The organism is Nocardioides oleivorans (assembly GCF_004137255.1).
Taxonomy (GTDB): Bacteria; Actinomycetota; Actinomycetes; order Propionibacteriales; family Nocardioidaceae; genus Nocardioides; species Nocardioides oleivorans.
On the sequence record NZ_SDWT01000001.1, the window covers coordinates 940,398 to 961,090 of the forward strand.

Below are 20,693 nucleotides of genomic sequence, written 5' to 3' on the forward strand. Positions count from 1 at the left end.
GCGGCGCGAGGGCCACCACCGACGCTACCGTCGACACCATGCACATCGACCTCAGCGGCAAGAGCGCGCTCGTCACCGGCTCCACCCAGGGCATCGGCCTCGCGATCGTCGAGGGGCTCCTCGAGGCGGGCGCGCGCGTCGGCGTCAACGGCCGGTCGGAGGAGTCGGTCGCCCGCGCGATCGACGGGCTGCGCGAGGAGCGGCCGGACGCGGACGTCGTACCCGTCGTGGCCGACGTCGCCACCGACGAGGGCTTCGAGGCGGCGACCGCCGCGATGCCGGACGTCGACGTGCTGGTCAACAACCTCGGCATCTTCGAGAGCCGCCCGGCGCTCGAGATCACCGACGACGAGTGGCGCCGGTTCTTCGAGGTCAACGTGCTGGCAGCCGTCCGGCTCACCCGCCACCACCTGCCGCGGATGACCGGCCGCGGATGGGGTCGCGTGCTCTGCATCGCCAGCGACTCGGCCGTCGTGACGCCGGTCGAGATGATCCACTACGGCATGTCGAAGACCGCGCTGCTCGCGGTCTCGCGCGGCTTCGCGAAGGAGGCCGCGGGCACCGGCGTCACGGTGAACTCGGTCATCGCCGGGCCGACCCACACCGGCGGCGTCGAGGACTTCGTGCGCAGCCTCGTCGGCGACGACCTGCCGTGGGACGAGGCGCAGCGCGAGTTCATGAAGCAGCACCGGCCGCAGTCGTTGCTCCAGCGGCTCATCGAGCCGTCCGAGATCGCCGCGATGGTGACCTACCTCAGCTCACCGCTCGCCTCCGCCACCACCGGCGGTGCCGTGCGGGTCGACGGAGGGTACGTCGACGCGATCCTGCCCTGACCCGGATCAGTGCGCGGGCGGCAGGTCCGCGACCTTCGGTCGTCGGACCATCAGCGCGACCAGGACGGCGACGGCGGAGATCGCACCGCCGTACATCAGCGCCGCGTGGATGCCCTCGGCCGTCGCGTCGACGAGCGCCGCGCCCTCGGCGGTGCGCGCGACGCTGACCCGCGTCATCACCGTGACGAAGAGCGCGGTGCCGGCCGCTCCCGCGACCTGCTGGAGCGTGGAGACGATCGCGCTGCCGTGGGAGTAGAGCAGCGGCGGCAGCGACCCGAGGGCCGAGGTCATCAGCGGCGTGAACATGAAGGCCAGGCCGATGCTCATCAGCACGTGCAGCCCGACGACGGTCGACTGCGCGGTGGCGGTGTCGTACGTCGTCATCCCCCACAGCGCGACGCTGACGATCGCGGCTCCCGGGGCTACCAGCGGGCGCGGACCGACCCGGTCGAAGAGCCGGCCGACGATCGGCGCGAGCAGGCCCATGGTGAGGCCGCCGGGCAGGAGCAGCAGGCCGGTGTTGAGCACGGAGAGGCCGAGCACGCTCTGGAGGTAGATCGGCAGCAGGATGAGCGACCCGAAGAGCGCCATCATGCTGACCGCGACGAGGAGCACCGCGATGGTGAAGGTCCGGACGGCGAAGGCGCGCAGGTCGAGCAGCGCCTTGTCGCCGAGCCGCAGCTGGCGCGCGATGAACGCGGCGAGCGCGAGCGCCCCGACGACGAGCGGCACCCAGACGGGCACGGGCGTGTGGCCCGAGGCGCTCTCGCCGATGCTGCTCAGGCCGTAGATCAGGCCGCCGAAGGCGAGTGCGGAGAGCACTACGGAGAAGACGTCGACCGGCACGTCGCGCGGCTCGGTCACGTTGCGCACCCACGCGGCGCCGAGGGCCAGCGACAGCAGCGCGATCGGCAGCACGATCCAGAACATCCAGCGCCACGAGAGCTGGTCGAGGACCAGGCCGGACACCGTCGGGCCGATCGCCGGGGCGACCGAGATGACGATCGAGATGGTGCCCATCATCTGTCCACGGCGGTCCGGGTGGACGACGTTGAGGATCGTGGTGATCAGCAGCGGCATCATCAGCGCCGTGCCCACCGCCTGGACGACGCGGCCCGCCACCAGCATCGGGAAGACGGGCGCCAGTGCGGCGACGAGCGTGCCGATGCTGAAGGACGACATCGCCGCGACGAAGACCGAGCGCAGCGGGAAGCGGGTCAGCAGCCAGCCGGTGACCGGGATGACGACGGCCATGGTGAGCAGGAACGCGGTGGTCAGCCACTGCGCGGTGGTGGCCGGCACGTCGAACTCGCGCATCAGGTCGGGCAGCGCGACGCTCATGATCGTCTCGTTGAGGATCACCACGAAGGCGGAGGCGACGAGGAGGGCGATGAGGCGGCCGTGGCCCCCGGTGGCCGAGGCCTGCGGGTCGTCGGTGGTGCCGCCCGAGGCGGAGGTGGAGGTGGAGTCGGAGGTGGTGGCGGTCGTGGTCACTGCTGGTTCTGTCCTCGGGCTCGTCGGTCGTCACGCGAATTGTGTCAGTCACTGCCAACACGGCGGTGGGCGGCAGAATTCCCTACACTGACGATCGTGAGCGAACCCGCCCCCTCCGGACCGGCACTGCGCGAGCGACGCCGGCGCCAGACCGAGCACGACATCTCGGTCGTGGCGCTCGACCTCTTCGAGCGACAGGGCATCGACCACACCACCGTCGACCAGATCGCCGACGGCGCGGGCGTCTCGGCGCGGACCTTCTTCCGCTACTTCGCCACCAAGGAGGCCGCGGCGCTGGTCGGGCACATCGACCTCGACGAGCGCGTGGAGCAGGTGCTGGACGCCATCGGCCCGGAGCGAGCGCTGGTCGACCAGCTCGAGGACCTGTGGCGCGAGGTCCTCGGCGCGTTCGACGACGGGCGGAGCGAGGCGGGCAGGCTGCTGCTGCGCGTACGACGCCTGATGCTGGCCGAGCCCGCGCTCCGCCAGGCAGCCGTGGCGATCGACGCCCAGCGCACCGACGACCTCGTCGCCCGGCTGACCCGCACCCTCGGGCTCGACGACGACCTCGGCACGCGCATCGCCGTCGAGGCGTCCGGGCTCGTCGTGCGGGTCACCCTCGACCGCTGGGCCGACGCCCGCGACGCCGGACGCCCGGTCGACCTGCTGGCGACGTACGCCGCCGCCTGCGCGCACCTGCACGCGCTGTAGGCGGCCGCGCCCCGGCCGCAGAGCACCCCTCGGGGCGGTCTCCGGGCGCGCCGCTCGTGCCTACTGTCGAAGCATGACCACAGTGAGCCGCACCTTCGACGTCCAGCCCGACCCCGCCACGGTGATCTCCTACCTCAAGGACTTCGGCAACGCCGAGGAGTGGGACCCCGGGACGGAGTCGTGCACGCAGAACGAGCCCGGCCCGATCGCCGTCGGCACGACGTGGCACAACGTCTCCAAGATCGCCGGCGTGAGCACCGAGCTGACCTACACGCTGGAGCAGCTGACCGACGACACGATCGTCCTCGTCGGTCGCAACGACACCGCCACCTCGACCGACACCATGACGGTCGTCCCGAACCCCGACGGCACCGGCAGCCGGGTGACCTACGAGGCCGTCATCGAGCTGAAGGGCGCGGCGAAGATCGCCGACCCGATCATGAAGATCGTCTTCGAGAAGATCGGCAGCGACACCGAGGACGACATGACGACCGTCCTCAACCGCCTGGCCTGAGCGGCTCGCTGTGCACCTCGACACCCGCAACCTCCGCCGCGTCGCCGGCACCGCTGCCGCGACCGTCACCGCGCTCCAGGCGGGCACCGCGGTGCTCGCCCTCAGGGCGGGGCGCCGCGACTACGCCGACGGCGTGTGGGGGCCGGGTCTCGCGGCGGTCGCCGTCACCAGCGCCCTCGTAGGCAACGGTGACGCCACCCGGCGCTGGACCCTCGCCGCCGCGACGACGGCCTGGGCGGCGCGGCTCGAGCACCAGATGCTCGGCCGGCTGCGCGGGTCCGACGAGGAGGACGACCGCTACACCGAGTTCCTCGAGGGCGACTCCGTGCCGGCGGTCGTCGGCAAGGTGTTCGTCACCCAGGCCGTCGCCCAGCTGCTCGTCTCGGCCCCGCTGCAGCTGGCCGCGGCGAGCTCCCTGCCGTCGGGCCGACGGCGGTGGCTGTTCCCCGCCGGCGTGGCGCTGATGGTCGCGGGCGCGAGCGTCGAGGCCATCGCGGACCGGCAGAAGTCGCGGTTCATGGCGGAGAAGGAGCGCGCCAAGGACCGGTCCGAGGACGGCGAGGCACCGGAAGAGCTCCAGGTCCTCGACACCGGCCTGTGGGGCTGGTCGCGCCACCCGAACTACTTCGGCGACTCCGTGGTGTGGGACGGGGCCTGGCTCGCGTCCGCCGCCTCTGCACCGGGCGCCTGGACGTTCCCGGCGCCGGTCGCGATGTCGTACCTCCTCGTCTTCGCCACCGGCGCGCGTCGCACCGAGAAGAAGATGGAGGACCGTCCCGGCTACCGCGACTACCAGCGACGGGTCTCGTTCTTCCTGCCCCGCCCGCCGCGCTCGCGCCGCTGAGCGCCTACAACGTGGCGACCGACCCCGAGTCGACGCGGTAGTTCGAGCCGTTGACGAAGCTGGCCCGGTCCGAGCAGAGGAACGCGATCACGGCCGCGACCTCCTCGGGCTCGCCGCGCCGCCCGAGCTCCATGTAGGGCCGCTCCTCCTCGAGGAACGACGCGATCGCCTCGTCGCGCGAGCCACCCTCCTCCTCGGCGCGCTTGTCCATCATCGCGTCGGTCATCGGGGTGTTGATGAAGGCCGGCGAAACGCTGTTCACCAGCAGGCCCTCGTCGGCGTAGGTCCGCGACAGGCCCTTGGCGAAGGCGAGCAGCCCGGCCTTCGCGGTGACGTAGGGCAGCTCGTCGTCGTACGGCTGCACCGCGTCCTCGCTGTTGACGAAGACGATCCGCCCCCAGCCACTCCCCCGCAGCGCCGGCAGGAAGGCGCGCGTCACCCGGATCGCCGACAGCAGGTTGGTGGCGAGCACGTCGGTGAACGCCGCGTCGTCGAGCTCGTGGAAGAGCCCGGTGGGACCGGTGACGCCGGCGCCGTTGACCAGGATGTCGATGTCGCCCACCGCCAGCGCCACCTCGCGGGCCAGGCGCTCGGCCGCGTCCTCGTCGGCGAGGTCGGCCGCGATCTTGTGGACGCTCGAGGAGACCGTCAGCGAGGCCACCGCCTCGTCGAGCGCGCCGGGGTCCTTGTCGCTCAGCACCACCTCGACACCGTCGTCGAGCAGTGCCTGCGCGGTCGCGCGGCCGATGCCGCCCGCGCCGCCGGTGATGAGCGCCTTCTTGCCTGCGATGCCGAGGTCCATGCCACGAGACCACCATCCCCACCGGGGCCCTCCCCACCCCCGGAGGGGTTGGACCGGTGTGGTCGCCCTGCAAGGCTGGACAGACCCGACCCACCTCGAAGGGAAGCCGATGTCCGACCGCACGGCAGTGATCTCAGGAGCCAGCATCGCCGGCCTGTCGGCGGCGTACTGGCTCGCCTCCTCCGGCTGGGACGTCACCGTCATCGAGCGAGCACCCTCGTTCCGTGACGGCGGGCAGAACATCGACGTACGCGGTGTGGCCAAGGACGTCCTCGACCGGATGGGCCTGACCGAGGCGGTCCGCGCGCAGAACACCACCGAGACCGGGACCGTCATGGTCGACGACTCCGGCGACGTGGTCGCCGAGCTGCCGTTCGGCGGCGAGGACGGCGCCACGGCGGAGCTCGAGGTGCTGCGCGGCGACCTGGCGCGAGCGATCCTCGACCGACTGCCCGACGGCGTGGAGCTCGTCTTCGACGACGCCATCGAGGAGGTCCGTGACGACGAGGTCGTCACCGCCGGCGGTCACCGCCTGCCCGCCGACCTCGTCGTCATCGCCGAAGGTGTGCGCTCCCGCACGCGCGACCGGCTGTTCGGCGACGAGGTCGAGAAGCGACCGCTGGGCGTCACGATGGTCTTCGGCACCATCCCCCGGCGGCCGAGCGACGACGACCGCTGGCGCTGGTTCACCACGACCGAGGGCCGCCAGGTGCACCTGCGCCCCGACAACCGCGGCACCACCCGCGCGATCCTCGCCTTCACCGACGACGACGGCCTGGCCGGCCTCGAGCACGGCGAGGCCATGGGCCTGCTGCGCGAGAGGTACGACGACGCCGGCTGGGAGGCGCCGCGTGTGCTCGACGAGCTGGCGACCTCGAGCGACGTGTACGTCGACGACCTGACGCAGGTCCGCGTCGGCACGTGGCACCGCGGCAACGTCGTCCTCACCGGCGACGCCGCGTGGTGCGTGACCCCGATGGGCGGCGGCGGGGCCTCGCTCGCCCTGACCAGTGGCTACGTCCTCGCGTCCTCCTTCAGCCAGCACCCCGACGACACGGCGGCCGCCATCGCGGCCTACGAGGACTGGATGCGGCCCCTGGTCGAGGACGCGCAGACGATGCCGCGGTGGGTGATCCCCTTCGCCTACCCGCAGTCCCGGGTGGGCGTCGCCGCGCGCCGGGTCGCCGACAAGGTCTTCACGGCCAAGGTGTTCGAGCCGGTGACCGCGAAGATCACCGCCATCGCGGAGACCGATCGCGAGCTGCCGCCCGCGCCGGTCGACGTACGCGACTAGCAGGACACCCGAGACGCACACCGCTAGGGGCGGTGACAGCCCGGTGGGTCCGGGGTGACACTGGCCGTACCCCGCTGCACCCTGGTCGCGCGGCCGGCGGGTGGCAGCGTCCCACGGCCGTGCGGGACCCCGGCTGGCGTGATCCCCCCTAGACCGCCGGCCGGGGCGACCAGTCAGTCCAGGCGGGCGCGGTCGAAGCCGCTGCGCACGGCCTCGTCGGTGCGCTCGGTGTCGGCCTCGGTCGCACGCAGCTCGTCGGCGGCATGGCCGATCGCCTTGCCGCCGGTCCGCAGTCCCTCGGTGATGCCGGTGACGACCTTGCGCACGGCCTGCGCGAAGGTCGGCGCGTGCGGCACCTGGCCGAAGTCGCTGCCGGAGACCTCGATCCCGGCGACGTCCTCGGCGACCCGCAGCAGGCGGCGCGAGGGCCCGTCCAGCTCGGCCGCGACCCGCTTCGGGCCACCGGTGCCCATGACGAGCTCGCCCGACAGGCCCAGCGCGGAGAGCGGCGTGCTGGTCATGTGGCGGTTGGCCCACAGGTCGTCGTCGCCGTCGTCGTACTCGGTCGCACCGGACTCGTAGGTGACCACGATGTTGCCGTCGATCTCGACGATTCCCTCGGCCATGTTGGGGAACTCGTAGGACTCGCGCGACCCGTCGTGGTCCTGGACGACGAGGGAGCTCTCGTTGCCGCGGCCGTGGGACGTGGCGAAGATGTACTCGCCGTCGCGGACCACGACGCCCTGGCACTTCGGCGGCGTGGTGACCTCGCGCTCGGGCATCTCGGTCCAGCCGCCCTTGCCGTCGGGCTTGTAGACGCTGAGCGTGCCGTCGCCCTTCTCGGTGAAGGTGCCGAGGTAGAGCAGCCCGTCGTGCATCGCGGAGTAGGACCCGCCGCTGTCGACCTCCTGCACCGACTGCGGCTGCACGGTCCCGCCGGCGCCGGCGGAGCGCATGTCGTCGAGGGAGTAGGTGTAGACCCTGCCCTTGTCGGTGACGTAGACGTTGTCGCCGTCGACCGTCACGCCGCCGGCGTGGCCGGGCGTGCCGAAGTCGGTGGGGTCCTCGTCGGGTCCCGCGGCCGGGACGACGCCGCCGAGGTTCACCTCGCCGACCTGCTGGCCGGTCACCTCGTCGATGAGCGCCATCACGGACGGGTCGCCGTCGCCCTTGTCGTAGTAGCCCTGGAGCAGCAGGCCCGTCTCCGGGTCGTAGCCGAGGCCCTGCGGGATGAGGCCGCGGCCGTCGCCCCACGCGCCGATGCTCGGGATCCGCGGGCCGAGCGAGCTGCCGTACTCGTCGAGCCAGTCCTCGTTGCGCCGCAGCCCCTCCTCGACCCACTCGCGGGCCTCGTCGCTCAGCTCGTCGAGGTCCTTGTCGTCGCCGGTGAGGACGGCGGTCGCGGCGCTGAGCCGGTTGTTGTACGTCGTCCCGGTGCGCAGCAGGAAGCCGTTGACCAGCCGGGCGAAGATCTCCTCCACCGGTCCGGGCAGCCCGCCCGGGCGCCGGCGCCACTGGCCGATCAGGTAGTCGGCGTTCTCCTCGCACCTGCTGTAGGCGTCGCCGGCGGTGGCGACCGCGGCGTGCGTGATCCCGAGGGCGACGTGGGTCTGCGCGACACCGGTGCGCAGCGTCCCGAGCCGGGCGGCGTAGGCGATGGCGGCGAGCCCCACCCAGTCCCGCACGACGCAGCCGGCGAGGTCCTCCTGCGCACGGTCGACGTCGAGCAGGGCGTCGTGGAGCGCCTCGGTGGCGGCCGTGATGGCCGCGGTGCTGCCGGCGGTGAGGCGGGCGTACTCGATCTCCGGGTCGGTCATTCGCCGGCTCGCTTCAGGCCGAGGACGCTCGGGTCGGTCGCCCCGTTCGGGAAGCGGACGGTCTCCCCCGTCGAGGCGTCGTCGATGGTGCAGGTGCCGTCGGGGACGGTGCAGGCGAGCAGCGAGGAGGAGCCGTCCTCGAAGCCGGCGATGCCCACCACCGTGGTGTCGTCGGCCCAGAACTTGAACGTCTGTCGTGCCGCGTCCACCTCGAACGCGACCTCGGTGCCGTCGCTCCCGGTCACCTGGTCCTCGCCGTCGCCGGTGCTGTCGATCGTCCACTGCCCGTCGGGGCTCTCGGGCACTCCGGGCCGCGGGAGCTCGACACCCTCGGCGTCGGTCACCTCGCCGGTCGCGAGGTCGATGGCGAGCGTGGTGTCGACGGCGTCGACGTAGGCCGTCTCGTCGGTCATCTGCGCGATCCCGATCGGGATCTCCTCGTAGAGATCGGCCAGGTCGTCGTCGGCGGTGTCGCCCAGGCTCTCGGACGTGCGGACCACCTCGCGCCCCTCCTGGAGGTCGAGCACGACGACCTGCGCGAGGTGCGTGCCGTACTGGTCCTCCTCGCCCGACACCACGTCGACGCCCGCGAGGAACCGGCCGTCCGGCGAGGCGCGCAGGGTGTCGGCCTGGAGCTCGAGACCGGTGTCGACCGGCTCTGCGCCGGGCTTCGCGAACCAGATCGCGCCGCTCGCCGGGCTGTCGACCGCGGCGTCGCTCGCGCTCTCCGCCTCGACGAAGAAGATGCCGTCACCGGCCACGACGTACGACGACGTCGGCCCGCCGAGCTCGACCTCGGTGCCGTCCGAGAGGTGTACGTCGCCGGAGGACTCCCAGATGAGGGGTGCGGTCTCGACGGGTGCGGTGCTGGTGAGCCAGTCGCCGCTCGGCTCGTCCGGCTCGCCGCCCTCGCTCGTGTCATCCGTGCCGCAGCCGGCCAGCGTCATCGCCAGCGCCACTGCTGCGGCCGTCCCCCACACCTTCACGTCTGGCATCCTGCCCCACGGACCGAGGTGTCAATCCTCGATCGCTTGGCTCTCTCAGGCACGGACACCTCGCGGCTGCGCCCGGGTCTCGGTGCATCTCGCCTGACCGCGACCGCGATCAGCCGACGGTCGAGGTGCGGGCCACGAGCTCGGGGGTGAACAGCACCTGTCGGTGCTCGTGGTCGTCGTTGGCTGCCTCGTCGACCACCATCTCGGCTGCGGTACGGCCGAGGTCCTGGCGAGGTTGCCTCACTGAGGTGAGGGGGACCGCGGCGGCTGCGGCGAAGTCGATGTCGTCGTACCCCACGATCGCGAGGTCGTCGGGGACGCGCATGCCGGTCGAGGTGGCGTGTTGGAGCAGACCGAGCGCCAGCAGGTCGTTGGCGCAGAACGCCGCGGTCGGCCGTCGGCGCGCGGAGAGGCCCGCGATGCGCTCACCTGCACCTCGGCCCTCGCCGAAGCTCATGGTGCGGGTGGGGATCACCAGGAGGTCGTCCGAGTCCATCCCGGCGTCGTGCCATGCCTCCCGCGCACCTTCGAGGCGCTCGCGGACCTGGCCGAGCGACTCGGGTCCGCCGACGAAGGCCACTCGTTCGTGTCCGCGGCCGATGAGGTGCTCGATCGCGAGCCGGCCGCCCAGCAGCTCGTCGACAGCGACGGTGCAGAAGTCGCTGCCGGGGCGGGTGCGGTCCACGATGACCACAGGTGTGCCGCTCGCGGCTGCCTGGAGCAGTGCCGGCGAGGCGGGGTCGACCGGCGTGATGAGGATGCCGGCCACGCGTTGCTCGCGCAGGTGTGCGAGGTAGGCGGCCTCCCGGCCGGCTCTGTTGCCGCTGTTGCACAAGAACATGGACAGCTTCTCCGCCTCGGCGGTGGCCTCCATGCTCTGGGCGACGTCGGTGAAGAACGGGTTCGTCGCGTCCAACATGATGTAGGCCAGGGTGCGGCTGTCGCCGCCCCTCAGCATGCGTGCGGACTCGTTGCGGACGAACCCGAGCTCGCTCATCGCGGTCTGCACACGCGTGACGTTCGACGGCGAGACACGGTGCGGTCGGTTCAGCACGTTCGACACGGTGCCTGTCGACACGCCGGCACGCACCGCTACGTCCCTGATGGAGGCGACGGGCGTCACCTCGTGCAGCGAGTCGACCATCTAGTCCTTTGAAACGTGCTCATCGCACCGTGGGGCTGCGCGGCCGGGTGGCTGCGCCGGATCGCGACGATAGACCGCAGGCTCCGCCGGCGGGAGGGGCAGAGGAAGACATGACTGATCTCAGTCAACTTGAAGCGTTTCACTGGACTGCGGCGCGAGCCGGTACCTACGTTGTGACCGCCGTCACTGCCCGTTGCAGAGTCCACCGATGGTGGGGCGCCGGGGCGTTGTGACGGCACTGGAGACGAGGGCTCCGAGGTCCCTCGGTCGCGCCTCCGTCCCGGTGCTTCGAGGAGGTCATCCGTCGTGCGATGACCCCTACCCCGCACTCGAAAGGGTCAACATGAAGAGGAAGAAGTCCACCAGCCTGGTGGCCGCGCTGGGGTTGTCCCTGGCGCTGGGGTCGACGGCCGCCGTCGTCGTCCCGTCGTTCGTCGCAGCACAGGCCGCCACGAGCGCGCAGGTGTCGATCTCCGGGTTGGAGGTCAACCACCTGGTCGAGCCGGACGGGGTGTTCGGCATCGACGACCCCAAGCCGGTCTTCTGCTGGGGCTTCGACTCCAACGTCGTCGGCTCGAAGCAGGAGTCCTACCGCATCGAGGTCTCGACCTCGCGCGCCTTCGACAAGGTCGTGTGGGACTCGGGCGTCGTCGACTCCGACGAGACCACCGACATCTCCTACGGCAGCACCGGCACGGCGCAGAAGCTGCGCCCTGAGACCGACTACTTCTGGCGCGTCACGGCCGTCGACAACCGCGGCGTGTCCACCACCTCCGAGACCGGCATGTTCGCCACCGGCCTGATGAACTCGAAGATCGGGGCCTGGGACGGGGCCCAGTGGGTCGGCAACGACGACGTCCGCCTGGACGCGAAGTCGACGATGATGTTCGACGTGAACGCCAGGTTCACCATCAACGCCGGCGACAACGCCTCGTTCATCTTCGGGGCCAACGACCCCCGCCTGACCAGTGACTTCCGCAACGTCTACGGCGGTCCGGGTGGCGAGAACTTCATCCGCTTCGAGCTCGACCTCTCCGGCGTGACGGCTGACCCGGCCACCAACACCGGCGGCGTGGTCAACCTGTACCGCAAGGGCTACCACAAGACCGACAACGTCAACGGCGACCCGAACGTCATGCCGTACAAGTCGGTGCGACTGGTCGACAGCACCGCTGCAGCGGTCAGGACCCTCTTCACCCCGGGCAACAAGAACGCCGAGCACGCGCTGCGCATCCAGGGCAACGCCAGCGTGATGACCTACACCATCGACGGCGTCGCACTGACCGGGTTCACCGGCAGCACGATGACGATCGGCGCCGGCCGTCCCGCGCAGAACAACAACCTCAACGTCACGCCGAACTCGACCATCGACTCGGCCGGCGTGCACACCTTCCGCACGGGCAACAACTTCAACACCTTCCCGAACCTGGACGAGGTCGGCTTCTCGGTGAAGAACGTCGGCGACGACGTCACCGTCACCGACTACAAGATCGTGGACGTCGCGCAGAGCTCCAAGCGGACCCTGTTCGACTCGACGACCCCGACGAGCTACGGCATCTTCTCGGCCCTGCCGAGCTCCGGCATCACCACCACGGGCAACGCGATCCGCGTGCGTCCGACGGCCGCAGCCCAGCTCGGCCCGAAGTACGCCGACCCGAGCCACACCGGCCAGACCCAGGTGCGCTCGGAGTTCCGCCTCAACACGAGCAAGGACATCGCCAAGGCCCGCCTCTACGTCACCGCGCAGGGCGCCTACGAGATGTTCATCAACGGCGACCGCGTGAGTGAGGACTACCTGAACCCGGGCATGTCCACCTTCGCGAAGACGCTGAACTACAACGCCTACGACGTCACCGGCATGCTCGACAACGGGTCCAACGCCATGGGCGCCATGCTCGGCGCCGGCTTCTACACCGGCCACATGACGTTCACCCCGGGCAACAAGGACATGTTCGGTGAGAACGAGGCGCTGCTGGCGAAGATGGTCGTCACCTACGCCGACGGCACCACCCAGACGGTCGTCACGGACCCGTCGACGTGGAAGGCCTACACCGACGGACCGAACCGCTACGCCGACAACTTCCAGGGTGTCGTCTACGACGCCGGCAAGGAAGCCAACCTCTCCGGCTGGACCACCACGGGGTACACGAACGCCAAGCTGGCCAAGTGGGCTCCGGCGGACGTGATCCCGCTCAAGGCCGGGCTGAACCCGGAGATCATCGCGCGCCAGGACCGCCCGGTCCGCGAGGTCGAGCGACTGACGGCCAAGCGGGTCCTCACCACCCACAGCGCTGACTCCACGACGTACACCTACGACATGGGCGTCAACATGGTCGGCGTCCCGTCGGTCACCATCCCCCAGGGTTCGCTCCAGGCCGGCGACGAGGTCGTCTTCCGCTTCGGCGAGACCATCTACCCGGGCAACAGCGACTCCCCGAACACGATGTGGCCCGGTGGCGACCCTCGCAACCCGACGATGGTGTCGTACTCCAGCATCTACGGCCCCAACGGGACCTACCGCCCCGGCGTGGCCGGTCGCATCCTGACCGACTCCTACCGGGCAGCGCTGGCCCTGGACCGCTACAAGGCATCTGCGGCCGACGCCAACCGCGACGTGGTCATCACGCCGAACTTCACGTTCCGTGGCTACCAGTACATCGAGATCACGGTCCCGCGCCGCACCACGGCGCTGCCGCTCGAGAACGTGGAGGGCATCGTCCTGTCGTCGATCGACGCACCGGAGGGCACCTACGAGGCGACCACCAGCGACGACAACTACACCGGCAGGCTGGCCAACCAGTTCTTCAAGAACGCCCAGCGCAGCCAGCTCGGCAACTTCTTCTCGCTGCCGACCGACTGCCCCCAGCGCAACGAGCGCATGGGCTGGACCGGTGACCTGCAGGCCTACGCCCGCTCGGCCACGTACAACTCCAGCGACACCCAGGCGTTCCTGCGCCAGTGGCTCATCGCGCTGCGTGACGCCCAGGGTGTCAACGGCGGCATCGGCGACACCGTGCCGATCATCAGCCTGACCGGCGACCGCGGCACCAACTACCCGCAGTCCCCGACCTGGGAGGGCGCGGTCGCGCAGGCGCCGTGGCAGCTCTACACCCAGTACGGCGACACCCAGGTGATCCGGGAGAACTTCCCGACCATCAAGAAGTGGCTCGACAGCTACCTCGCCAATGGCGGCGCCCTGAGCCCGGACTACCCCGGACTCACCAGCCGCACGTCCGGCAACGCCGACCACATCAGCATGGACGCCAACACCCAGGCGCACATGGTCGGCCAGTCGATGTACCTCTACTACCTCGACATCTCCTCCAAGATGGCGGACATCATCGGTGACAGCGCCTACGCGGAGACCCTGCGCCAGCGCTACACCCAGGGCGTGGACAGCTTCAACCGGCTCTACGTCGACCCGCAGACCGGCTTCACGCTCAACGCCACCCCCGGTGCGAACCTGGTGGCCGGCCGGACCCTGCAGGACTCGCAGGCCTCCTACGCCACGCCGCTCGCGCTGGACCTGTTCAGCGACACCATGAAGGTCCAGGTCGGACCGAACGCAGGCCTGACCTACAAGGAGTTCGCGACCAAGCGGCTCGGCGAGCTCATCGCCGACCCGGCGAAGAGCAACAACGGCAACGGTCCGCTGGCCGGCACCGGCAACTTCTCCGGCGGCCAGGCCAGCAACAAGCCGTACACCATCACCACCGGCTTCAACGGCACGCCGAACATCCTGCCGGCGCTGACGAAGAACGGCGACTCCGAGACGGCCTACAAGCTGTTCAGCAACGACGAGTTCGCCAGCTGGCTCTACCCGGTCACCCTGGGTGCGACCTCGATGTGGGAGCTGTGGAACTCCTACGAGCGCGGTCTCGGCCAGGGCGGCGACAGCACGATGAACTCGCAGAACCACTTCGCGCTGGGCGCCTCCCAGGCCTGGATGTACGAGTACCAGCTCGGCATCACCTCCGACGGCGCCAAGGGCTACCGCGAGTTCGTCCTGCAGCCGACGCCCGGCGGCGAGTTCACCTCGCTCAAGGGCAGCGTGGACTCCACCTACGGCGAGATCGACTCGGCCTGGACCGCCTCCGGCGGGAAGCTGACGTCGTACGCGACCACGGTGCCGTCCAACACGACGGCCACGCTCTACCTCCCGGTGGAGGGTGAGGTCACCGCGGCCGACATCTCCGGCGCCACGTTCGAGGGCATGGACAAGCGCAACAACATCAACGTCGCGAAGTTCACCCTCGACGCCGGCGGCTACGAGTTCAGCGTCGACGGCAGCACCGTCAAGGTCGCCCTCGTGGACGGCTGGGTCGTCGACGAGGACACCACTCCCACCGGGGAGCCCACGCCGACGACCACGCCGACCGCCACGCCGACGCCGACCACCAACCCGACTCCGACCACCACCCCGACCCCCGTCGTGGAGCCGAAGGTGACGGTCAAGTCCAAGGTGGGGGCCGGGAAGAAGCTCAAGGTCCGCATCCGTGACCTGTCGGTGAACAAGGTGAGCATCACCCTGGCCGGCAAGAAGCTGGGCACGGTGAAGGTCAAGGACGGCAAGGTCTCGGTCACCGTGACCGTGCCGAAGAACCTGTCGGGCAAGAAGGTCCTGCGGGTCCTGGACCGCAAGGGAGAGGTACTGCTCCAGACCACGGTCCGGGTGGTGAGGAAGGCGGCCTAGCGCGCCGACTGAGAGTGGGGGGTCACGCCGTGAGGGCGTGGCCCCCCGCTTCCACGTCTACGATCAGCAGTGTCCGGCTTCCGAGGGCCCCGGACCGCACCGCACCACGACGAGGTACCAAGGTTGGGATCAGAAGAACGGGCCGCGGAGCCCCGGTCACCGCACACGCCGCCCACTCGCGAGCGCAGGTCCCTGCGCGTCCTGGATGCCTCGCTCGGGCTCCTGGTCCTGGTGGGCTCGTTCGCCCGGATCGCGGACGGCGAACGGTGGACCATCGTGCCGCCCGAGTCCGCCGTCGAGCTGCTCATCTTCGTGGCGGCCGCCGCCGCCGCGTCGGCGAGGCGCTTCCCCCTTCCCGCCCTCGCAGTGGCTGCGACCCTCGACGCCTCGATGCACTTCCTGCCCCTCGGTCAGGTCGGCATCCACATCGCCTTCATGGTCTGCACGTACATGGTCGCCTCCCACGGTCCGCGCCGGGTCTGGCCGTTCGCAGTCGCCGTCGTGTTCGTCGCGCAGATGGTGTTCATGTCCTGGAGCCTGGACTGGTGGTGGGGTCACGCGTTCGTCATGGTGGCGGGCATCTCCGCCCTGCTGCCAGCCGCTCTCGGCGTTGCCGCCCGGTCGCGTCGCGCCGCGGTGCTGGCGCTGCAGGCGCGAGCGGAGGAGGCCGAGCGGTCCCGGCAGTCGGAGGCGCGCAAGCTCCTCGCCGAGGCTCGCCTGCGCGTCGCTCGCGACCTGCATGACTCGGTGGCGCACCAGATCGCGGTGATGAACCTGAACACGGCGGTGGCGTCCAACGCGCTGCCCGACCGTCCCCAGGACGCCACGCAGGCGCTGGTCACCGTGCGTGCGGCCGGGAGGTCGGTCATCGACTCCATCGGCGAGCTGCTCAGCGGGTTGCGCGAGGACAGCTGGGACGGCCACCAAGCCCGGTACGCCGTCAGCGAGCTGCACCAGCTGGCCGACGAGTTCCGGGTGCTCATGCCAGGTGTCCAGCTCGTCCTCGGGGATGCGATCGAGTCGTCCCGGACCATCGACGCGGTGCCGTTCCTCGCCATCCGGGAGGGCCTGACCAACGCCTACAAGCACGGAGACCACGAGGCTCCGGTCACCGTCGTCCTCGATCGCGTTGGCCCTGCGTACGCACTGAGGATCACCAGCACGTTGCGTCGTTCGACGTCCGACTTCGTCGAGGGTTTCGGCCTGCGCGGCATGCGGGAGCGGGTGGTTGCCCGCGGCGGCCGTCTCGACGTCTCGTGCGACGGACGGACGTTCGTCGTGTCGGCCGACATCCCGAGTGACCAGGAGGGATCGTGATCGAGGTGCTCGTGGTCGATGACCAGCAGCTGATCCGCCACGCGGTCGCCGAGCTGGTCGACCACGAACCCGACATGCACGTGGCCGGCACGGCCGAGAACGGCGTCGAGGCCGTGCGCAAGGCCACGCAGCTCCGTCCCGACGTCGTGGTGATGGACGTGCGGATGCCGGTCATGGACGGGATTGAGGCCACCCACCTCATCACTCAGGGCGCCACTCAGTCGGGCGCGCGCGTGCTGATCCTGACGACGTTCGAGGACGACGCCGACTACGTCGTGCGCGGCGTACGGAGCGGCGCAGCCGGTTTCGTGGGCAAGGGCGCCGAACCCGAGGTCATCGTGGAGGCCATCCGCACGGTCCACCGCGGCGAGGCGCTCCTGACCCCGCGCGCCGCGAGGAACCTGATCGACCGGTACGCCGGCGCGGCCACCCCCGGGGAGGACCTGCATCCCGACCTCAAGTCCCTCACCGCGCGCGAGGTCGACATCCTGCGCCTCGTGGCCCAGGGGCAGACCAACGCGGCCATCGCTGACCACCTCGGCATCTCCGTGGTGACGGTCAAGACGCACATCAACCGAACCATGACGAAGGTGGGGCGTCACGACCGCGCCCAGCTCGTGGTCCTTGCCTTCGAGACCGGTCTGGTCACTCCTCGCTACCGCTGAGGCACACGGGCGCACAGAAGCGACGCACCTTGGCCACTGACACTGCGGTGGAGGCGTGTCCGGCCGTCCTTCAGACGGGCCCGTACTGCAAACGCAGTACGACGGATTGCGGCGGCAGGTTGACGCGCCCGATGTCGGCAGCCGCTGTACTGGTGTCCACGTGACTGTCGTCACGAAGAAGCCCTCGAGCTCGTTGGTGAAACGATTCATGCCTCCAACGCTTGTCGCCCATCTCGATGCGAAAGGACATCCCGGCCGCATCGCCTGTCTCGGCCGCCAGCTGTTCGATCTGCCGGAAGATTTGAGGAGTACGCGATGCCCGCGACCACGACTTCGACCACCTACACGCCAGACAAGACGACCCTCCAGATCATGTCGGCTCTTTCGAGGGGGGCAAGGCCCTCCGATGCGGCTGCGGCGAGCAACGTGTCCAGCAGCACGATGAGACGCAAGCTCGCCGAGGCCCGCGAGGAGTGGGAGCTGGAGACGAACGTCCAGGTCGTTGTCACAGCTGTCCGCCGCGGACTGATCTAGGTTCTGCTCGCAAGGGCGTCCGGATGTCCCCGACAAGCGGCGGTATGACGCACTCGTCGCAGCAGACCCGGACGTCGCCGGTTGGCCGAGGCAATGAGCCATTCCCGCGCTCAGCAGATGCTCTGCCTTCGAACACCGGCACGCCACTCCCCGGCGCGTCCGTGCGCCCGCCCGTCGGCCTGAGCCTCATGCGTCCATTTCCGAGGCTAGGTGCTGAGCTTGAAGGACCGGCTGAATGCCTGGCCGGAGGTCACAACGTCGCGGGCAGGTCCCAGTCTGCGTTGTTCGTAGGCGTGCAGCGCGGTGAGGATGCCCGTGCCCGCCGGGTGCTTGGCGAGCTCCTCGGCGAGCGTCTCGGCGTCGCTGACTGCGACGGCGAAGCCGCGCCCGGTCATGGGCGTGGAGACATGGCCGGCATCGCCGACGAGGGCGACACGGCCGGAAGTGAGGCGGTCGGGAAGGTACTCGGCGATGGGGGTTCCGGTGACCGCGCGGCGCCGCAGGCAGTCGCGGATGGCCTCACGCCAAGGGGATGGCCATTGCCGCGCTTCGTCGTCGAGCTCGGCCAGGGTGTTGGCGGGAACATCGGCCGGGCGCATGGAGTGCTGCACGACGTCCCCGGCGACGCATCCGGTCTCGCGGAGCAAGTGGGTGCGGCGCGGGTCGAACCAGGCCCATCCCAGTCGTCGGCCGCCGCCTAGTGAGCCGTCGTGAGGGCCCAGCGGGTAGCCCAACAGGCAGTCGGGGCCGGCATCGCGGATGTCGAGTCCGCTCGGCCACCGCCGCCCGATCGCGGCGACGTCGAGCTCGGATTCCTCGGCGATGCCGAGCCAGATCACGTAGCCGGCGTACGTCGCGTCTGGCTTGTCGGGCGCCACGAGCCGCCGCACCACGCTGCGGTGGCCATCGGCGCCGACCAACAGCTCACCTTCGTGCACGGTGCCGTCGGCCGTCCTTGCCCAGGCGTGGTCATCGTTCTGGCCGACATGGGCGACGACCTGGTTGTGTAAGACGCGGATGTTCGCGTCGTCGTTGGTGGCGGCTCTCAGTAGTCGGTAGGTCTGCTCCCAGGTCTCGGCGACGGCGTTCGGGGCGTACGCGTCGACTCCGTTGCCGCTGGTGCCGTTTCGTCCGCTGAGGATTCGTTGCAGACCGCTGGTGGCGTTCCCGAGCGCCGCGCCGCTGCGGGGGGCAGGCCCGGTGCGCTCGAGCACGGTGGCCGGGTAGCCGGCCTGGGACAGTCCAAGCGCTGTCATCAGGCCGGCCAGGGAAGCACCGACCACTACTGCGTCAGCATTCGGGCGGTGTGTCACGGTGTCCTCTCGCTCCTCAGGTGTCGAAGCGGGTGGTGCCGAGCCAGGTGGCCGACTTGGCGTCGTGGTGGTCGAACAAGGCGGTGCTGCCGGTATCGAGCGCGGCGATGCGGGCCATCTCCTCGCGGGTGAGCTCGAAGTCGAAGACGGCGATGTTCTCGGCCATCCGCTCGGGACGCACGGACTTGGGGATGGCGACGATCTCGCGCTGAGTCAGCCAGCGCAGCGCGACCTGGGCGACCGACCTGCCGTGAGCGGCACCGATCTCGGTGAGCACCGGGTTGGTGAAGAAACTTTGGCCGCCCTCGGCGAGCGGCCCCCAGGACTCGTGCTGGACGCCGTGCTCGCGCATGGTGTCCTGGTCGCCGGTGCGCTGGAAGAACACGTGCGTTTCGATCTGGTTGACCGCCGGGGTGATTTCGTTGTGGGCGATCAGGTCGGCGAGCCGGTCGGGGTAGAAGTTGCTCACTCCGATGGCGCGGGTGCGGCCTTCCCTGTTGAGCCGCTCCAGTGTTCGCCAGGAACCGTAGTAGTCGCCGAAGGGCTGGTGGATCAGGTACAGGTCGAGGTAGTCCAGGCCCAGGCGCTGCAGGGAACGGTCGAAGGCGCGCTTGGCGGCCTCCTCGCCGGAGTCCTGCACCCACAGCTTGGTGGTGACGAACAGCTCCTCGCGGGCGATGCCGCTGGTGGCGATGGCGTGGCCGACAGCCGCTTCGTTCTCGTAGGCCGCGGCGGTGTCGAGCAGCCGGTAGCCCGCCTCGAGGGCCGACTCCACGGCCTGCTGGGTCTGGTCGTCGGGAACCTGGAAAACGCCGAAGCCGAGGATCGGCATCTCGACGCCGTTGTTCAGGGTGACGTTGCGCATTTCGTTCTTTCTCCTTTGGGGACGTCAGGCGCGGTATTCGCTGTCGGTGACGTGGTCGAGCCAGGTGACGACCTCGCCGTCTTCGTCCGCTTCTTGGATGGCGACGTGGGCCATGAACCGGTCAGGCGTTGCGCCGTGCCAGTGCTCTTCATCGGGCTCGATGTAGACGACGTCGCCGGGCCGGACCTCTTGCACGGGGCCTCCGCGGTAGGCGACGAATCCGATGCCGTCGGTGATGTACAGGGTCTGACCGCGCGGGTGGGTGTGCCAGGCGGTGCGGGCGCCCGGAGTGAAGCGGACGTGGGCGCACCCGACATCCGACTGCTCGTCGGGGTTGCGGATGGCGTCGATGTGCACAGAGCCGGTGAACCAGTCGCTGGGGCCGGGGACGGTCCTGCCTCCGCTGGGGGTGAATTTCACAGTGGCTTCCTTTCAGCCAGGGCGGGTGGGGTGCGGGGCGCGTGCGTTCAGGACGCGTCGGTGGCCGTGACGTTGGCGGTGATGTCGCCGGCCATCACCGCAAGGCGGGAAGGGGCTGTCTCGTCCAGGCGGCCGAGGATGACGATGCCGGTGTAGTAGGACTGGTCGCCGTAGTAGAGGACGAGGTCGTTCCCGGGGGCGTAGTAGCCGAGGTCGCCCACATCGGGGTCAGCACCGTCGGGTTGTCCGTAAAGGCTGAGTGGCGCCTGGAGGCGGCCGGTCTTTTCCACGCCCCCGTGGTCGGTCATCTCGATGGTCTGCGGCAGCTGGGCGAGCAGGTCGCGGCCTGCGGGGGTGTCGTCGACGGTGGCGGCGAACCGCTCGCCTGCGACTCGGATCTCGATCTGCATGTTGCTCTCCTCGGCGGTACTCTGGTTG

General features: G+C 70.1%; 18 protein-coding genes. 9 read left to right on the plus strand and 9 right to left on the minus strand.

Annotated elements, in window-relative coordinates; all coding sequences use genetic code 11:
- Window positions 1-38 precede the first annotated feature (38 nt).
- Entirely contained in the window at window positions 39-833 is a 795-nt protein-coding gene (locus tag EUA93_RS04550; protein WP_129399047.1) for an SDR family NAD(P)-dependent oxidoreductase, read from the plus strand.
- 6 nt (window positions 834-839) lie between these two features.
- Here the strand turns inward: EUA93_RS04550 and EUA93_RS04555 are convergent, their stop codons facing one another.
- Window positions 840-2,327, minus strand: coding sequence for a DHA2 family efflux MFS transporter permease subunit (locus tag EUA93_RS04555; RefSeq protein ID WP_129399048.1), 1,488 nt, complete (start codon window positions 2,325-2,327; stop codon window positions 840-842).
- 96 nt (window positions 2,328-2,423) lie between these two features.
- Between EUA93_RS04555 and EUA93_RS04560 the strand changes: the two genes are divergently transcribed.
- From EUA93_RS04560 to EUA93_RS04570, 3 genes are all read left to right on the plus strand, one after another.
- Window positions 2,424-3,038, plus strand: a complete 615-nt coding sequence (locus EUA93_RS04560) for a TetR family transcriptional regulator (RefSeq protein WP_165355056.1) — start codon at window positions 2,424-2,426, stop codon at window positions 3,036-3,038.
- Window positions 3,039-3,111: 73 nt separating this feature from the next.
- Window positions 3,112-3,552 carry an SRPBCC family protein gene (locus EUA93_RS04565; RefSeq protein ID WP_129399050.1) on the plus strand — a complete coding sequence of 147 codons (441 nt, stop codon included), beginning with the start codon at window positions 3,112-3,114 and terminating at the stop codon, window positions 3,550-3,552.
- Window positions 3,553-3,562: 10 nt separating this feature from the next.
- Window positions 3,563-4,396: a DUF1295 domain-containing protein gene (locus EUA93_RS04570; protein WP_129399051.1), complete on the plus strand. Its 834-nt coding sequence runs from the start codon at window positions 3,563-3,565 to the stop codon at window positions 4,394-4,396.
- Between the two features lie 4 nt (window positions 4,397-4,400).
- On the opposite strand, the gene EUA93_RS04575 is transcribed toward EUA93_RS04570, so the two are convergent.
- Window positions 4,401-5,198 carry an SDR family NAD(P)-dependent oxidoreductase gene (locus EUA93_RS04575; RefSeq protein ID WP_129399052.1) on the minus strand — a complete coding sequence of 266 codons (798 nt, stop codon included), beginning with the start codon at window positions 5,196-5,198 and terminating at the stop codon, window positions 4,401-4,403.
- 109 nt (window positions 5,199-5,307) lie between these two features.
- Between EUA93_RS04575 and EUA93_RS04580 the strand changes: the two genes are divergently transcribed.
- Entirely contained in the window at window positions 5,308-6,492 is a 1,185-nt protein-coding gene (locus EUA93_RS04580; protein ID WP_129399053.1) for an FAD-dependent monooxygenase, read from the plus strand.
- 173 nt (window positions 6,493-6,665) lie between these two features.
- Here EUA93_RS04580 and EUA93_RS04585 read toward each other — a convergent pair whose 3' ends face one another.
- The 3 genes from EUA93_RS04585 to EUA93_RS04595 all read right to left on the minus strand — a co-directional run bounded on the left by EUA93_RS04585 (window position 6,666) and on the right by EUA93_RS04595 (window position 10,448).
- Window positions 6,666-8,309, minus strand: a complete 1,644-nt coding sequence (locus EUA93_RS04585; protein ID WP_129399054.1) for a lactonase family protein — start codon at window positions 8,307-8,309, stop codon at window positions 6,666-6,668.
- Window positions 8,306-9,295 (minus strand): hypothetical protein, encoded by a 990-nt coding sequence (locus EUA93_RS04590; protein ID WP_129399055.1) that lies wholly within the window; start codon window positions 9,293-9,295, stop codon window positions 8,306-8,308. The genes EUA93_RS04585 and EUA93_RS04590 overlap by 4 nt, the downstream gene beginning before the upstream one ends.
- Before the next feature lie 118 nt (window positions 9,296-9,413).
- Window positions 9,414-10,448, minus strand: coding sequence for a LacI family DNA-binding transcriptional regulator (locus tag EUA93_RS04595; RefSeq protein WP_129399056.1), 1,035 nt, complete (start codon window positions 10,446-10,448; stop codon window positions 9,414-9,416).
- Window positions 10,449-10,791: 343 nt separating this feature from the next.
- On the opposite strand from EUA93_RS04595, the gene EUA93_RS04600 reads away from it, so the two are divergent.
- The 4 genes from EUA93_RS04600 (at window position 10,792) to EUA93_RS04615 (ending at window position 17,657) form a co-directional block, all read left to right on the plus strand.
- Complete coding sequence (locus tag EUA93_RS04600) at window positions 10,792-15,141, plus strand: family 78 glycoside hydrolase catalytic domain (protein ID WP_165355057.1); 4,350 nt, start codon at window positions 10,792-10,794, stop codon at window positions 15,139-15,141.
- Between the two features lie 123 nt (window positions 15,142-15,264).
- A complete protein-coding gene (locus tag EUA93_RS04605) occupies window positions 15,265-16,458 on the plus strand; it encodes a sensor histidine kinase (protein ID WP_129399058.1) in 1,194 nt (397 codons plus the stop codon).
- On the plus strand, window positions 16,455-17,123 hold the full coding sequence (locus EUA93_RS04610; protein WP_242497237.1) for a response regulator transcription factor: 669 nt from the start codon (window positions 16,455-16,457) through the stop codon (window positions 17,121-17,123). The genes EUA93_RS04605 and EUA93_RS04610 overlap by 4 nt, the downstream gene beginning before the upstream one ends.
- Window positions 17,124-17,438: 315 nt before the next feature.
- Entirely contained in the window at window positions 17,439-17,657 is a 219-nt protein-coding gene (locus tag EUA93_RS04615) for a hypothetical protein (RefSeq protein WP_129399060.1), read from the plus strand.
- Between the two features lie 206 nt (window positions 17,658-17,863).
- On the opposite strand, the gene EUA93_RS04620 is transcribed toward EUA93_RS04615, so the two are convergent.
- From EUA93_RS04620 to EUA93_RS21935, 4 genes are all read right to left on the minus strand, one after another.
- Window positions 17,864-18,871, minus strand: coding sequence for an FAD-dependent monooxygenase (locus tag EUA93_RS04620; RefSeq protein WP_207208601.1), 1,008 nt, complete (start codon window positions 18,869-18,871; stop codon window positions 17,864-17,866).
- Window positions 18,872-18,986: 115 nt separating this feature from the next.
- Window positions 18,987-19,802 carry an aldo/keto reductase gene (locus EUA93_RS04625; protein ID WP_242497238.1) on the minus strand — a complete coding sequence of 272 codons (816 nt, stop codon included), beginning with the start codon at window positions 19,800-19,802 and terminating at the stop codon, window positions 18,987-18,989.
- A 57-nt stretch (window positions 19,803-19,859) separates the two neighbouring features.
- On the minus strand, window positions 19,860-20,255 hold the full coding sequence (locus EUA93_RS04630) for a (R)-mandelonitrile lyase (protein WP_129399062.1): 396 nt from the start codon (window positions 20,253-20,255) through the stop codon (window positions 19,860-19,862).
- 47 nt (window positions 20,256-20,302) lie between these two features.
- The gene (locus EUA93_RS21935) at window positions 20,303-20,665 is read right to left on the minus strand and encodes a cyclophilin-like fold protein (protein WP_242497239.1); all 363 of its coding nucleotides are present in this window, start codon (window positions 20,663-20,665) and stop codon (window positions 20,303-20,305) included.
- Between the last annotated feature and the right edge of the window lie 28 nt (window positions 20,666-20,693).